The organism is Streptomyces coeruleorubidus (assembly GCF_028885415.1).
Classification (GTDB): Bacteria; Actinomycetota; Actinomycetes; order Streptomycetales; family Streptomycetaceae; genus Streptomyces; species Streptomyces coeruleorubidus_A.
On the sequence record NZ_CP118527.1, the window covers coordinates 6,627,034 to 6,641,461 of the forward strand.

Genomic DNA, 14,428 nt, shown 5'->3' on the forward strand with positions numbered 1-14,428 from the left:
GTGGGTCGGGGCCGCGTCGGGGGGTGTCCGTCCTCGGAGCGGCGCGATGGGGTCGGACGCCGACTGACTGTCCGTTGACGCGCCAACCGCTGCGGGCGGACACCCCCCGACACGTCCCCTTCCGTAGGCCGGCGGGTGCGGGTCCGCTGGGGCCGGCCCTAGCTGCGGGCAGTCGTGCCGCTAAGGGCGGCGCCCGTCCCAAAGAAGCGGCACCTCGTCGCGCCGAGTTGCCCACCCACCCGGGCACGGCACTGACGTCCTGTGCCTGGCAAGAGGGTGTGTCTCACAGGCCTACACGGTTCCTTCGGCCCGGCAGGGAACCTATCGTCAAGGTCATGTTCGCTGTCTACGCCGCCCGAATCGACCGCGACCAGCCACTGTCCGGCCTGGAGCTGGGAGAGCGTCCCGCTCCCGAGGCCCGCCCCGGCTGGAGCACCGTCACGGTCAAGGCCGCCTCCCTCAACCATCACGACCTGTGGTCCCTGCGCGGCGTCGGCCTCGCAGAGGACAAGCTGCCGATGATCCTCGGCTGTGACGCCGCCGGCGTCGACGAAGACGGCAACGAGGTCGTCCTGCACTCCGTGATCGGACAGAGCGGGCACGGGGTCGGCCCGAAGGAGCCCCGTTCCATCCTCACCGAGCGCTACCAGGGCACCTTCGCCGAGCAGGTCGCCGTGCCGACCTGGAATGTTCTGCCCAAGCCCAAGGAGCTCTCCTTCGAGGAGGCCGCCTGTCTGCCCACGGCGTGGCTGACCGCGTACCGGATGCTGTTCACCAACGCGGGTGTCCGGCCCGGCGACTCCGTGCTCGTGCAGGGCGCCGGCGGCGGTGTCGCCACGGCCGCCATCGTGCTGGGGAAGGCCGCCGGGCTCCGGATCTTCGCCACGAGCCGGGACGAGGCCAAGCGGAAGCGGGCCGTGGAGCTGGGGGCCGTCGAGGCCCTGGAGTCGGGGGCGCGGCTGCCGCAGCGGGTCGACGCCGTGATCGAGACCGTCGGGGCCGCCACCTGGTCGCACTCCGTGAAGTCGCTGAAGCCCGGTGGCACGCTGGTGATTTCCGGTGCAACCAGTGGTGACCGGCCCTCGCATGCCGAACTGACCCGGATCTTCTTCCTGGAGCTCAAGGTCGTCGGGTCCACGATGGGCACCAAGGACGAGCTGGAGGATCTGCTCGCGTTCTGTGCCGCCACCGGTGTGCGGCCGGTCATCGACGAGGTGCTGCCCATGGACCGCGCCCGGGAGGGCTTCGAACGGCTGGCGTCCGGTGAGCAGTTCGGGAAGGTCGTGCTCACCAATCCCTAGTCCCCGCTGAATGTGCTGACGGCCGGTCCGGGTTCGGGCCGGCCGTTTGGTTTGTCAACTGGGGTTGACGAAAGTATGGTGTCAACGTAGGTTGACGTCATGACCGAAGCAACCGATCTGGCCGAGCGTGCGGGCGACCGTGATCCACGGGTCGGCCTGCGGGCCGTCGCCGCCCTGCGCAGGCTGCTGGAGCAGCTGGAAGCCGTACAGGTGCGCAACGCGCGCAACCAGGGCTGGTCGTGGCAGGAGATCGCCACCGAGCTCGGTGTGAGCAGGCAGGCCGTGCACAAGAAGTACGGGAGGCATTGATGTTCGAGCGGTTCACGAAGGACGCCCGGAGCGTGGTCAAGGGTGCGTTCGAGTACGTGGAGGGTGGTGGGGGCGGACAGGTCGTGGAGCCGGAGCACCTGTTGCTCGCGCTGCTCGACCGGGAGGGCAGTCGTGGCTCGTTCGCGCTCGCCGCTCTCGGGCTCGGTGAGCGGAGGGAGTCCGTGCGGCAGGCGCTGGGCGCGGCGCGGCGGCGGGCCGGGCTGTCGCAGGCCGAGGCCGACGCGCTCGCCGGGCTCGGGATCGACGTGGAGGAGATCGTCGCCCGGGTGGAGGAGGTGCACGGGGTCGGCGCCATGGCCGGTGACCGGAAGGACAAGGGGTGGTGGTCGGGGCGGGCCTCCTTCGGGCGCGGCGCCAAGGACGTCCTGGAGCGCTCCTTGCGGGTCGCCCTCGCCCAGCGGGACCGGCACATCGGTGACGAGCACATTCTGCTGGCCCTGACCATGCGCCCCGGTGTGCCGGCGGAGGTTCTCGCCGACCACGGGGTGACGTACGAGTCCCTGGTGCGGGTGCTGTACGGGGGTGGCGAGGCGAAGGCCGGGTGACAGGCGGGGCGCCGGACGCTTACTTCTTCGGCGTGCGCAGCAGTGCTCCTATGTGGGCCGACGCCGTCGACAGGTGGCGGCGGGCGTCGCGCAGTTGGTCGGGGGTGACGCCGTGGTCGCGGGCCGCGTCGCGGATGTCGTCCCGGAAACGGTCGAGCAGGCGGTCCAGGTCGCGGGCCGGGTCGCCGGTGGAGTCCGTGGCGTCCTCGTGGGCCCAGGCGGGTTCGTAGGCGGCCGGGAAGTCCTCGGCGGGCTGTGAGGGCGTCGGCCGCGAGGCAGGCTTGCCGGTGCCGGTGCCGGTGCCGGTGCCGGTGCCGGTGCCGGTCCAGTCGAAGCCGAAGTCCTTGCCGTAGTCCTTGCCGAACTCGCCGACCTCTTTGGCCAGTTCGCTCAGGCCCTCGCGCAGTCCCGTGGGCCAGTCGCCGCGGGCGAAGTGGTCCTGGACCTGTTCCTGGACCCGGCGGGCGATGCGCTGCACCTGCTCCTGGGCCTGGGCGCGGGCCTGCTCCTGGGCCTCCTTCGCCTGGCGGCGGGCGCGCTGGGCGTCCTCGCGGGCGCGGCGGCTCTCGTCCTTGGCGCGGCGGGCCTGTTCCTTCCACTCCTGCCTGGCGCGCCGCATCTCCTCCTTGGCGACGCGCCAGGCCTCCTTGTCGCCGTACTGCCCGAAGTCCCCGAAGGGGACGTCCTCAGCGCCGCGGGACCTCGTGCCGGTCTCCCGGCGGGCCTCGGTCGCCGCCGCACGCATCTCGCGGCGCAGGTCGCCGGCGGCCCCGCGCACGTCGGCGCGGATCTCCGCCGCCAGTTCCGCGACCGACTCCCGGATCTCCAGCTCCAGATCGGCCAGTTCGCCACTGCGGTCGGCCAGTTCCGCGCGGCCCGCGTCCGTGATCGAGTACACCTTGCGGCCGCCCTCGGTGGTGTGGGTGACCAGGCCCTCGGCCTCCAGCTTGGCCAGGCGCGGGTAGACCGTGCCCGCCGACGGTGCGTACAGCCCCTGGAAGCGCTCCTCGAGGAGGCGGATCACCTCGTAGCCGTGTCGGGGGGCCTCGTCCAGCAGCTTCAGCAGGTACAGGCGGAGGCGGCCGTGGGCGAAGACGGGGGGCATGTCAGAGCACCTTCTTGTCGGTCGTGCCGTCGGCCGGGACGCCGGCGTCGGTGGCGCCCCGGTCGGAGACGGAATTGTCTCCCGGCCGGGCCTGCGGGTCGGCCTGCGGGTCGGCCGGCGAGCTTCCGGTGCCGGGCCGGGGCTTCCACGGCTGGTCGGGCTCGTCCTCCCTGGCGGGGCGGCGCAGCAGCGCGATCGAACCGGAGACCGTGGTGGCGCGCAGCTTGCCGTTGCCCGCGCCCAGGCGGCCGGTGATCTTGTGTGCGCCCCACTGGCCCTGCACCCGCAGATCGTCGAAGGCGTTGGAGACCGCGCCGCTCGCCGTGTTGGCCTCGACCTCCGCGTCCGCCGGGTCCGGCAGCCGGATCGCGATCTCGCCCGAGACGCTGGTCAGCCGCACGTCCGTGGGGCCGCCCGGGTCGAGGTCGACGATCATGGAGCCGCTGACCGAATCGGCCCGCACGGAGGAGCCGGAGCCCTCGACCACCGTGAGGTCGCCCGAGACGGAGTTGAACCGGAGGTCGCCGGTCACGTCCTGGGCCTCCACGCTCCCGGAGACCGTGTCGGCGCGGACCGGGCCGGAGAGTCCCACGAGGGTCGTGTCGCCCGTGACGCCCTTCACCGCCGCCGGTCCCTCGATCCCGGAGATGACGGCTGCCGCGCCGACCACCCCCACCTCCACGCGGGTGGAGGCCGGGACGGCCAGGGAGACCACCGCGCTGCGGCGCCAGCCCTTGCGGTCCAGCCACTTGAGGAAGCCCTTCCAGGGCAGGTCCTCGTAGGCCACCGTGAGGGTGCCGCCCTGCTGGGTCACCACCAGGGGCGGTCCCTCGATCCCGGAGATCTCCAGGCGGGCGGAACCCTCGTCCGTGCCCACCACGTTCACCGTTCCGTTGACGAGACGCACGTGAAGCTCGCTCACGGGCTCGTCGAAGGTGAGTTTCCTCGGCTCCGTGACAGACCACTCGGACATGGTGCAGACCTCCCCGACAGGACGCGCCATATCGCGTCTCCTCTCATTCACGATATATCGTGGTCGGGGAAAGTCAAGACACCCGTCCGGGGACATCGAGGCGTACAAAAGTCATCAAAGAGGGGTGAATCGCCCTAGCGTGTGACCATGCCGACGGAAGCCGACCGCACCGGTCCAGCCCCTGGGGCGCTGCTGTTGTGCCGGGCGGTGCCCGGATCCGTCGCCCCCGTCGCCCACCTGCTGCGGGAACGGATGCAGCTCACCCGGGCGGGCGACGAATGGAGCGTCCTCGTCCCCGAGGGCGGGCCCTGGCGGGACGCCGGTGAGCCCGTCGACCGGGTGGTCACCGGCTGGGCGACGGCCCTCGCCGTCGGCGCGCCCTGGCCCGTTCTCGCCCTGTGGTGGGACGCCGACCACGCGGGCTTCACGCTCGCGTCCGGCTTCCGCCGCCCGGTCGGCTTCGTCTGGCTCACGAGCGGCGTCCCGGTGGGGGAGGAGGAGGCGATGCGCACCTTCGCCGCGCGCGTGGGCCTCGACCCCGTCCTGGACCTCCAGGCCCTCGACCAGCTGACGAAGGCCGACTCCGCGGCCGACGCCCGCACCCGCCTGCGCGGCCTCCTGGCGGTCCTCGCGCGCGTGGGCGTCTCACTGCCCCCGGAGCTCGCCCCCGGCCAACCCGCCGACCGCCTCCGGGAAGTTGCCGCACTCCAGCCGGACAGCCTCCCGGTCGAATGGCCGGGCTGGCGCGAGGCGGTCGCGGAACGCGACACCGTCGACCACAGCCGCCTCGGCCCCTGGATGCCCTGGACCGGCGGCTCCAGGGCCCGCGCCCTGGCCCTCGCCCAGGTGGCGGCGGGCGTCCCGCTCATCGCCTGGGGGCTACGACGGCGCGGGGGCGGCTGGGGCTGGGCTACGGCTGGAGCGCTGCTCCTGGCTCATGGCGCACTGGGTCTGGCGTACGGCGTCACGCACCCGCGTGACTGATCACCGGACGGCGCCAGAGCCGGCTCCCCGCGTCGACCGATCACCGAACGGCCCGAGACCCCGCTCCCGCGCGACCGATCACCGAACGGCGCCAGACCCGGCGCCCACGCGACTCCGGCACGCCCCCTACTCGTCGGCACGCCCCCTACTCGTCGTCCTCGTCGTCCAGCCGCGCCAGCCACGTGGCCAGCCGCTCCACCGGCACCTCGAAGTCGGGGTTGAGATCGACGAACGTCCGCAGCTGCTCGGCGAGCCACTCGAAGGTGACCTCCTCCTCGCCGCGTCGCTTCTCGAGTTCCTCGATGCCTCGGTCGGTGAAGTACACGGATGCTCTCCTGGGGCTGGGCCTGGGGCCTCGGGTCGTACCTCTCCAGGTTATGCCGCCCGGTGAGGTGCCCTTACTGCGCGGATTCCCCGACCCGGGCGGGCACCGGCGGGCACAATGTGCGGGGACACGCGGCGCCGATCCCGAAGCCGCCGGCCCGGACGCCATGTGGGCCCGCAACCTCGCGCTGTACTACGACCCTCCGGACATCCACCCGACACCGGACCTGCTCTCGGTGCCCTGAGAACGGGAACGGCCCCACCACCTCGGAACGAGGCGATGGGGCCGGACCCTGCTACGAGCCGATGCTCAGCGGCGTGTCACGCGTCGAACACCTCACGCACCAACTGCTCCTGCTCGGCCTGGTGCCGCTTCGCGGAACCAACCGCCGGGGACGAGCTGTGCGGGCGCGAGATGCGGCGCAGGCGCTCGCCGTGCGGGACGTCCGCGCCGACCGCCAGGTCCAGGTGGTCGATCAGGTTGAGCGCGATGAACGGCCAGGCACCCTGGTTCGCCGGCTCCTCCTGGGCCCACAGGTACTTCTCGGCGTTCGGGTACTTCTTGATCTCCGCCTGGAGCTCGGCACCCGGCAGCGGGTACAGGCGCTCGATGCGGATGATCGCCGTGTCCGTGACGCCGCGCTTGTGACGCTCGGCCTCCAGGTCGTAGTAGACCTTGCCGGCGCAGAAGACGACCTTCTTGACCGCGGCCGCGTCCACCGACGCGTCGCCGATGACCGGCTGGAACTGGCCGGTCGTGAACTCCTCCGCCTTCGAGGCCGCCGCCTTCAGACGCAGCATCGACTTCGGCGTGAAGACCACCAGCGGCTTGTGGTGCGGGTTGTGCACCTGCCACCGCAGGAGGTGGAAGTAGTTCGACGGCGACGTCGGCGTGGCGACCGTCATGTTGTTCTGGGCGCACATCTGGAGGAAGCGCTCCGGGCGGGCCGAGGAGTGGTCCGGGCCCTGGCCCTCATAACCGTGCGGCAGCAGCAGGACCACACCGGAGGTCTGGGCCCACTTCTGCTCGGCCGAGGAGATGAACTCGTCCACGACCGTCTGCGCGCCGTTGACGAAGTCGCCGAACTGCGCCTCCCACATCACGAGCGCCTCGGGGCGGGCCAGCGAGTAGCCGTACTCGAAGCCCATCGCCGCGTACTCGGAGAGGAGCGAGTTGTAGACGTTGAGCCGCGCCTGGTCCTCGGAGAGGTACTGGAGCGGTGTGTACTCGTCGCCCGTGCTGCGGTCGATGATGACCGCGTGGCGCTGGCCGAACGTACCGCGCTGCGAGTCCTGGCCGGCCAGGCGGACCGGGACGCCCTCCAGGAGGAGGGAGCCGATCGCGAGGGTCTCGCCCATTCCCCAGTCGATCGTGCCGTCCTCGACCATCGCCGCCCGGCGCTGGAGCTGCGGCAGCAGACGCGGGTGGACGGTGATGTGGTCGGGGATGTTGACCTGGGACTCGGCGATCCGCTTGACGACCTCCGTGGTCACCGCGGTGTTCACGGCGACCGGGAACTCGGCCTGCGGGTCGGTGGGCTCCACGGCGGCCGGCTGCGAGGTGGCCTCGCGGACCTCCGTGAAGACCTTCTCCAGCTGGCCCTGGTAGTCCTGGAGCGCCTGCTCGGCCTCTTCCAGGGTGATGTCGCCGCGACCGATGAGGGACTCGGTGTAGAGCTTGCGCACCGAGCGCTTCTTGTCGATCAGGTCGTACATCAGCGGCTGGGTGAAGGCCGGGTTGTCCGACTCGTTGTGACCGCGGCGGCGGTAGCAGATGAGGTCGATCACCACGTCCTTGTTGAACGCCTGGCGGAACTCGAAGGCCAGCCGGGCCACGCGGACCACGGCCTCCGGGTCGTCGCCGTTCACGTGGAAGATCGGGGCCTCGATCATGCGGGCCACGTCCGTCGCGTACATGGAGGAGCGCGAGGACTCGGGGGCCGCGGTGAAGCCGACCTGGTTGTTGATGACGATGTGGACCGTGCCGCCGGTGCGGTAGCCGCGCAGCTGCGACATGTTCAGGGTCTCGGCCACCACGCCCTGGCCCGCGAAGGCCGCGTCGCCGTGGATCGCCACCGGCAGGACCGTGAAGTCCGTGCCGCCCTTGCCGATGATGTCCTGCTTGGCGCGGGAGACGCCCTCCAGGACCGGGTCCACCGCCTCCAGGTGCGAGGGGTTCGCGACCAGGGAGACCTTGATCTGCTCGCCGTCGAGGCCCGTGAAGGTGCCCTCGGCGCCCAGGTGGTACTTCACGTCGCCGGAGCCGTGCATCGACTTCGGGTCGAGGTTGCCCTCGAACTCGCGGAAGATCTGCGCGTACGACTTGCCGACGATGTTGGCGAGGACGTTCAGGCGGCCGCGGTGGGCCATGCCGACGACGACCTCGTCCAGGCGGGACTCGGCGGCCGAGTCCAGCACCGCGTCCAGCAGCGGGATGACGGACTCGCCGCCCTCCAGGGAGAAACGCTTCTGGCCGACGTACTTCGTCTGCAGGAAGGTCTCGAACGCCTCCGCGGCGTTCAGCCGGCGCAGGATGCGCAGCTGCTCCTCGCGCTCCGGCTTGGAGTGCGGGCGCTCCACGCGGTCCTGGATCCACTTGCGCTGCTTGGGGTCCTGGATGTGCATGAACTCGATGCCGGTGGTGCGGCAGTACGAGTCGCGCAGCACGCCGAGGATGTCGCGCAGCTTCATCATCGACTTGCCGGCGAAGCCGCCGACGGCGAACTCGCGCTCCAGGTCCCACAGGGTGAGCCCGTGCTCGGTGATGTCCAGGTCGGGGTGCTTGCGCTGCTGGTACTCCAGCGGGTCGGTGTCGGCCATGACGTGGCCGCGGACCCGGTAGGAGTGGATCAGCTCGAAGACGCGGGCGGCCTTCGTGACGTCGTCGTCGTGGCTGGCGTCGATGTCCTTGAGCCAGCGGACCGGCTCGTAGGGGATGCGCAGCGCCTCGAAGATCTCGTCGTAGAAGTTGTTCTCGCCGAGCAGGAGGTTCGCGACCTGGCGCAGGAACTCGCCGGAGGCGGCGCCCTGGATCACCCGGTGGTCGTAGGTCGACGTGAGCGTCATGACCTTCGAGATGCCGAGCTTGTTCAGGGTGTCCTGGGAGGTGCCCTGGAACTCCGCCGGGTAGTCCATGGAGCCGACGCCCATGATCACGGACTGGCCGGGCATCAGACGCGGCACCGAGTGGACCGTGCCGAGGCCGCCGGGGTTGGTCAGGGAGACCGTGACCCCGGAGAAGTCGTCCATCGTCAGCTTGCCGTCGCGGGCGCGGCGGACGATGTCCTCGTAGGCCTGCCAGAACTCGAAGAAGTTCAGCGTCTCGGCCTTCTTGATCGCCGCGACGACCAGCTGGCGGTCGCCGTTCGGCTTGACCAGGTCGATGGCGAGACCGAGGTTGACGTGCTCCGGCTTGACCAGGGTGGGCTTGCCGTCCACCTTGGCGAACGAGTAGTTCATCGCCGGCATCGCCTTGATGGCCTGGACCATCGCGTAGCCGATGAGGTGCGTGAAGGAGATCTTCCCGCCACGCGCCCGCTTGAGGTGGTTGTTGATGACGATGCGGTTGTCGAACAGCAGCTTCACCGGGACCGCGCGCACGGACGTGGCCGTGGGCAGCTCCAGGGAGGCGTCCATGTTCTTCGCGACCGCGGCGGCGGGACCGCGCAGCACGACCTGCTCGGGGCCCGAGGGGGCCTCGCCGGCCGGCTCGGCCTTCGGCTTCGCGGCGGCGGCCGGCTTGGCGGGGGCCGGGGCGGCCTTCGCCGGAGCGGCGGGCTGGGCCGGGGCCTGCGCGGCGGGCTTCGCCTGAGCGGGCGCCGGTGCGGCGGCCGCGGGCTTCGGGGCCGCCGGGGCGGGGGCCGCGGCCTGGGCGGGGGCGGCCTGGGCCGCCGGCTGAGCGGTGGTGGTCCCCGCGGCCCCCGCGGCCGCGGTACCCGCCGGAGCCGAGGCGGCAGCCGCCCCCGGCTTGTAGTCGGCGAAGAAGTCCCACCAGGCTCGGTCTACCGAATTCGGGTCCTGGAGGTACTGCTGATAGATCTCGTCGACGAGCCACTCGTTGGCACCGAACGACGCGGCGGGGTTCTTACCCGCTTGGTCGGTGTCGGTCGAGATGCTCGAGTTACTGGGGGACTGTGGCGACACGGCGGCAACCGCCCTCTTCCGCTTCACAAGATGATGGACAGCGGGAATCAAGGCTACGCCTCCCGGACCGGGTAGGTCAGGTCGGGCCCGTTCAACGTCGTGCAAGTCACATCTTGGAGCGTGTTTCGGGGCTTGAAATGGCGGGAAACAAGCGTGGTTCCGCTTAAAGAGGGAAGGGCTCGGCAGGGCCTCGTGCGCCGAAGGCGCGGGCCTGTGCCTGATCACACGTGTCCGTCAGCGCGGACGCCCATGGATCTTGTGGCTCCGCTTCGAACTTTACGTCAACTTGGCACAGATGGAAGTCCCGGAAGAGTGACAAGAATCCGGCAACCCCGCTCGGATTCAGCCACTCCGATCCGCCCGCCGTGCAGATCCACCGCCCAGCGGGCGATCGCCAGGCCGAGCCCCGTACCGCCGTCGCTGCCCGGCCCCTGCGGCCGCTTGGCGCTGCCGCGGTTGAACCGCTCGAAGACGCGGTGCCACTCGGACTTCGGAATGCCGGGGCCCTCGTCCAGAACCTCCAGCTCCAGCGACTCCGGCAGCGAGCCGCGGCGCGCCTTGACCGTCACCCGGCCGTGCGGCGGGCTGTGCTTGACCGCGTTGTCGATGAGGTTGGCGACGACCTGGTGGATGCGCTCCGGGTCGGCGTGCGCGGTCAACTCCGGCGGGTGGACGTCGAGGTGCAGATGGACGTCCGTACGGGTGTGACTGCCCGAGCCGGTGGCGATGCCCGCGCGCACGGAGGCGACCATGTTGGCCTCCTTCAGCACGCCGGACAGATACGGCCACACCTCGAACCGCCGCTGCTTCAGCGGTACGACGCCGTTGTCCAGCCGGGACAGGTCCAGCAGCGTCTCCACCAGCCGGCCGAGCCGCTCGGTCTGCTTCAGCGCCGTGCGCATCGTCTCCGGGTCGGCCTGTGTGACGCCGTCGACGATGTTCTCCAGCACCGCGCGCAGTCCCGCGATGGGGGTGCGCAGCTCGTGCGAGACGTTCGCCACCAGCTCCTTGCGCTGGCGGTCCTGGGCCTCCAGCTCGTCGGCCATGGCGTTGATCGTCACGGCCAGGTCGCCCAGCTCGTCACGGCGGTTCTCCCGCACCCGGCGGGTGTAGTCGCCCTGCGAGATGGAACGGGCCACCGCGGTCATCTCGTCCAGCGGGGCGGTGAGGGAATGGGCCACGAACTGCGTGATGAGAAGCGTGGCGATCATCGAGAAGACCGTGATGAAGCGCAGCTCCGTCTTCGTGTGCACCGCGATCACCGACAGGCCCGTGGTGATCAGCACCGAGATGACGACCAGCGCGCCCAGCTTGGTCTTGATCGAGAACGGGCTCACCCCGCCCCAGGGTTCCGGATCCCCGGGGCCTCTCCGTGCTCCCGGCCCGCCGCTCATGGCGTCGGTGTCTCCAGGGCGTAGCCCACGCCGTGCACCGTACGGATCCGCTCGGCGCCGATCTTCCGGCGCAGCGCCTTGATGTGGCTGTCGACGGTCCGGGTGCCGGAGGCGTCCGCCCAGTCCCAGACCTCGGCGAGCAGCTGTTCGCGCGAGAGCACCGCGCGCGGGGTGTTCGCCAGGCACACCAGCAGGTCGAACTCGGTCGGCGTGAGGTGAACGTCCTCACTGCGCACCCGGACCCGGCGCTGCGCGTGGTCGATCTCCAGTTCGCCGAGGCGCAGGATGCCGCTGCGCGGCGTCGCGGCGGCCAGCGCGGCCCGCTCCACGCGGCGCAGCAGCACGTGGACGCGCGCCGCCAACTCCCGCATCGAGAACGGCTTCGTCATGTAGTCGTCGGCGCCGACGCCGAGCCCGACCAGCATGTCGGTCTCGTCGTCGCGCGCGGTGAGCATCAGCACCGGCACCGGCCGGGCGGCCTGCACGCGCCGGCAGACCTCCAGACCGTCGAAGCCGGGCAGCATGATGTCGAGGATCAGCAGGTCGGGCTGCCAGGCCTCGGCCGTGTCGACGGCGGCCGGGCCGTCGCCCGCTGTTTGCACGAGGAATCCCTCGGCTCGCAGGCGGGTCGCGATGGCGTCCACGATCGTCGCGTCGTCCTCGACCACCAGGACCCGGCGCTGTGCGCCCGGAGTAGCCGTCGCCGAACCGTTGTGGGAGGTGTGTGTCTGCTCCATCGCCCGCCCCTGGGGTGTGCTTTCCGGAATCAGTGGGGTGATCCCTCGGTCTGCGCATGGTTGCGATTGACGCTTGAATGATCGGCGTCAGAGGAGCAGCGTACGGGGAGTCAGCACACCTTTGCTATCCAGGGCGGATGCCGAGGTGTACGACGTCCGGAACGCCCCGGGCAACCGTGATCTCTTCGGTACGCACCTGTTGGAACCCGGCATTCCACAAGGTTTCTTCGAATTCCGGAGAGGGCTGGGCGGACCAGACGGCGAGAACCCCGCCAGGTCTCAACACCCGTGCGCAGCTTGCCAGTCCGGCCTCCGAGTAGAGATTTCCGTTGCCTTCCGTGACGGTCCAGCCGGGTCCGTTGTCGATGTCGAGGCACAGGGCGTCGTACGTGGCGGATGTCTCATTGACGTAGGCCACGAGATCGGCTTCGACGATGTGCGTACGAGGGTCGGCGAGGGCCTCGGCGGAGAACGCGCAGAGCGGGCCGTCGAGATGCCATTCGACGATCGCGTGCTCGCGTTCCACGACCGTGATCCCTGCCCAGCGCGGGTCCGCCGCCGCGTGGGCGAGGGAGAAGCCGACGCCGAGTCCGCCGATCAGCACGTCCGGCCGGTCCCGGCCGGCCAGGGCCTCCAGGGCCGCGTCGACCAGCCGCCGCTCCGAGCGGCCGTCGGAGGTGTCCATCAGGAAGCAGCCGTTCGCGATGATCTCCAGCCGGTCGCCGTGCCGTCGCAGCACGACCTCGCCGTGCGGGCCCTCGCGACGGTCCAGCACGCGGGGGATGTCGTTCGAGATGGGCATCCGGGAATCCTGGCAGGTGGGAGGTGTCCGGCGCCAAGAATTAGGGAGCGGCCGTCGGGGGACGCGGTGGGCTGCTTTCAGGTTGCTGTGAATCGGCTCTCGCGTGGCGCCCGTCACAGACAGGGAGCGGAGCTGCGCGAAGTCTGGGGCATGACGGAAGGAGCGCCCGCCGTGGAACGCACCGCGCCGGCCGACGAGACGGCCACGCCGACGCCGACGGGCGCGCCCGTTTCCGATATGCCGGGGCTGCTGGACGGGGTGCCGAGGCAGCGGGCCGGCGGCCGGGAGCCGTACGGGACCGCGGCCCCGGGCGTACCGGAGCCCACGGCAGTGGGAAAACCCCGGCCTCGACTCGGGGTGCTGCGGCCCTGGCGGCTGTTCCCCACTCCCACGGGTACGCCGTTCACGTTCGGGTACGCGGTCGTCCTCTGCGTCACCTCGCTGATCTCCGCCCACGCGGACCCCGCCCTGGTGCACGCCCTGCTCCAGGGCTCCAGTACGGATGTGGCGCACCTGGTGCGGACGCCGGAGCTGGTGCTGGTCGGCAGTGCGCTGTGGCTCGCGGGCGGGGTGACCTCGCCGTTCGCGATCGGGTTCGTGCTCGTGCTGACCGCGCTGGAACGGCGGATCGGCGGCCTGCGCACGGCCGGTGTCTTCCTGCTCGGGCACGTCCTCGCCACCCTGGCGACCGAGGTCCCGGTCGGGCTCGCGGTGCTGGCCGGGCAGCTTCCCGAGAGCTCGCTGCACCGACTCGACTACGGCGTCAGCTTCGGCGTCGCCGCCGGCACCGGCGCCCTGGCCGGTCTGCTGCGGCCCTGGCTGCGCGTGCCGCTGCTGGCCGGCTTCGGCGGGATGCTGCTGCGGGACCTGCTCGCCCTCACCGACCCGATGACGAACTGGGGGCATCTGATCGCCCTGGCCATCGGCGTCGCGACCTGGCCGGTGGTCCGGCGGTGGCGGAAGAGGCGTGCCGGCTCGGAGCTGAGGGGGAGGCCGTTCAGGTCCGCGGGCAGTGCTTCGCGCTGGTGAGCAGGGCCACTACTTCCCAGCCCAGCGCCTCGTAAAGCCCTCGCCCCGCGGGCGTACCGGCAAGGACACCGGTCCGCGCCCCCTGTCGTACGGCGGCGATCTGCAACGTCCGCATGACGAGGCTGCCGAGTCCCTTGCGGCGATGCTCCGGGGCCGTCTCGATCTGGTCGGCGACGGCGGTGGCGCCGGTCGGGGCGATCTGGCCGCGCGCCGCCAGGGAACCGTCGGGCGCGGCGATCAGTACGCGCGTCACTCCGCCGCGCGACCAGCTGCGCAGCCGGTAGCCGTCGGGCACGTCCGGGGCGTTCGCCGGGGCCGGCTTCAGCGGGACCGTCATCAGACAGCCGGGCTCGGGGTCGATCCACCAGTTGCCGTCCAGCCAGCCTGCGACCACTGACGGGTCCCGGAACGCCTTCAGCCACACCCCGGCCCCGGTCACCGCGCCGGCCACCTTGCGGACGGCCGTCTCGTCGAGGTCGTCGCCGGTCGCGCCGAACACATGCCGTGTGACGTGCCCGTTCGTCCCCACGTCGATCGTGCAGCCCCACGGCTCGGTCACGGGCGGAGCCGCCCCGCGCGACACGATCCACCCGTCCACCCACGCCTGCACGGTGCTGTCCACGCCACTCCCTGGTAATAGGCACCGGCCGCATTCATCTGTTACGTCGCTGACCCTACGGCCCCGATCGCGCCTGGCGTCACGGCCGATCGCTCACAGCGAACGACCGGTGGGGAACATCCGGCGACCCTCGCGCATTGAG

The 14,428-nt window shown here is 71.1% G+C and carries 14 protein-coding genes; 6 read left to right on the forward strand and 8 right to left on the reverse strand.

All coding sequences use genetic code 11. The annotated features are described in order from the left end of the window. Window positions 1-335 precede the first annotated feature (335 nt). The 3 genes from PV963_RS30950 (at window position 336) to PV963_RS30960 (ending at window position 2,176) form a co-directional block, all read left to right on the forward strand. Window positions 336-1,301, forward strand: a complete 966-nt coding sequence (locus PV963_RS30950; protein WP_274819416.1) for a zinc-binding dehydrogenase — start codon at window positions 336-338, stop codon at window positions 1,299-1,301. Between the two features lie 99 nt (window positions 1,302-1,400). Further along, window positions 1,401-1,610 carry an HTH domain-containing protein gene (locus PV963_RS30955; protein WP_003992902.1) on the forward strand — a complete coding sequence of 70 codons (210 nt, stop codon included), beginning with the start codon at window positions 1,401-1,403 and terminating at the stop codon, window positions 1,608-1,610. Continuing rightward, entirely contained in the window at window positions 1,610-2,176 is a 567-nt protein-coding gene (locus tag PV963_RS30960; RefSeq protein ID WP_274819420.1) for a Clp protease N-terminal domain-containing protein, read from the forward strand. Before PV963_RS30955 ends, PV963_RS30960 begins: the two co-directional genes overlap by 1 nt. A 19-nt stretch (window positions 2,177-2,195) precedes the next feature. On the opposite strand, the gene PV963_RS30965 is transcribed toward PV963_RS30960, so the two are convergent. Next, the gene (locus PV963_RS30965) at window positions 2,196-3,281 is read right to left on the reverse strand and encodes a PadR family transcriptional regulator (RefSeq protein ID WP_274819421.1); all 1,086 of its coding nucleotides are present in this window, start codon (window positions 3,279-3,281) and stop codon (window positions 2,196-2,198) included. Between the two features lies 1 nt (window position 3,282). Further along, entirely contained in the window at window positions 3,283-4,254 is a 972-nt protein-coding gene (locus PV963_RS30970) for a DUF4097 family beta strand repeat-containing protein (RefSeq protein ID WP_274819422.1), read from the reverse strand. 147 nt (window positions 4,255-4,401) lie between these two features. Between PV963_RS30970 and PV963_RS30975 the strand changes: the two genes are divergently transcribed. Beyond that, window positions 4,402-5,238, forward strand: coding sequence for a hypothetical protein (locus PV963_RS30975; RefSeq protein WP_274819424.1), 837 nt, complete (start codon window positions 4,402-4,404; stop codon window positions 5,236-5,238). A 145-nt stretch (window positions 5,239-5,383) separates the two neighbouring features. Here the strand turns inward: PV963_RS30975 and PV963_RS30980 are convergent, their stop codons facing one another. Beyond that, window positions 5,384-5,563, reverse strand: a complete 180-nt coding sequence (locus tag PV963_RS30980; protein ID WP_003992906.1) for a DUF6104 family protein — start codon at window positions 5,561-5,563, stop codon at window positions 5,384-5,386. A 67-nt stretch (window positions 5,564-5,630) separates the two neighbouring features. Here PV963_RS30980 and PV963_RS30985 point away from each other — a divergent pair, with 67 nt between their 5' ends. After that, a complete protein-coding gene (locus PV963_RS30985) occupies window positions 5,631-5,807 on the forward strand; it encodes a hypothetical protein (protein WP_274819427.1) in 177 nt (58 codons plus the stop codon). Window positions 5,808-5,883: 76 nt separating this feature from the next. Here the strand turns inward: PV963_RS30985 and PV963_RS30990 are convergent, their stop codons facing one another. The 4 genes from PV963_RS30990 to PV963_RS31005 form a co-directional block, all read right to left on the reverse strand. Continuing rightward, on the reverse strand, window positions 5,884-9,705 hold the full coding sequence (locus tag PV963_RS30990; RefSeq protein ID WP_274819429.1) for a multifunctional oxoglutarate decarboxylase/oxoglutarate dehydrogenase thiamine pyrophosphate-binding subunit/dihydrolipoyllysine-residue succinyltransferase subunit: 3,822 nt from the start codon (window positions 9,703-9,705) through the stop codon (window positions 5,884-5,886). A gap of 281 nt (window positions 9,706-9,986) precedes the next feature. Next, window positions 9,987-11,099 carry a HAMP domain-containing sensor histidine kinase gene (locus PV963_RS30995; protein ID WP_274819431.1) on the reverse strand — a complete coding sequence of 371 codons (1,113 nt, stop codon included), beginning with the start codon at window positions 11,097-11,099 and terminating at the stop codon, window positions 9,987-9,989. Continuing rightward, complete coding sequence (locus PV963_RS31000) at window positions 11,096-11,836, reverse strand: response regulator transcription factor (RefSeq protein WP_010040369.1); 741 nt, start codon at window positions 11,834-11,836, stop codon at window positions 11,096-11,098. The genes PV963_RS30995 and PV963_RS31000 overlap by 4 nt, the downstream gene beginning before the upstream one ends. A gap of 124 nt (window positions 11,837-11,960) precedes the next feature. After that, window positions 11,961-12,638 carry a spermidine synthase gene (locus PV963_RS31005; RefSeq protein WP_274819434.1) on the reverse strand — a complete coding sequence of 226 codons (678 nt, stop codon included), beginning with the start codon at window positions 12,636-12,638 and terminating at the stop codon, window positions 11,961-11,963. Window positions 12,639-12,809: 171 nt separating this feature from the next. Between PV963_RS31005 and PV963_RS31010 the strand changes: the two genes are divergently transcribed. Further along, window positions 12,810-13,667: a rhomboid-like protein gene (locus PV963_RS31010; RefSeq protein WP_274819435.1), complete on the forward strand. Its 858-nt coding sequence runs from the start codon at window positions 12,810-12,812 to the stop codon at window positions 13,665-13,667. Here PV963_RS31010 and PV963_RS31015 read toward each other — a convergent pair. Then, window positions 13,636-14,289 carry a GNAT family N-acetyltransferase gene (locus tag PV963_RS31015; RefSeq protein ID WP_274819437.1) on the reverse strand — a complete coding sequence of 218 codons (654 nt, stop codon included), beginning with the start codon at window positions 14,287-14,289 and terminating at the stop codon, window positions 13,636-13,638. The two genes, PV963_RS31010 and PV963_RS31015, sit on opposite strands and share 32 nt — an antisense overlap. Window positions 14,290-14,428 lie beyond the last annotated feature (139 nt).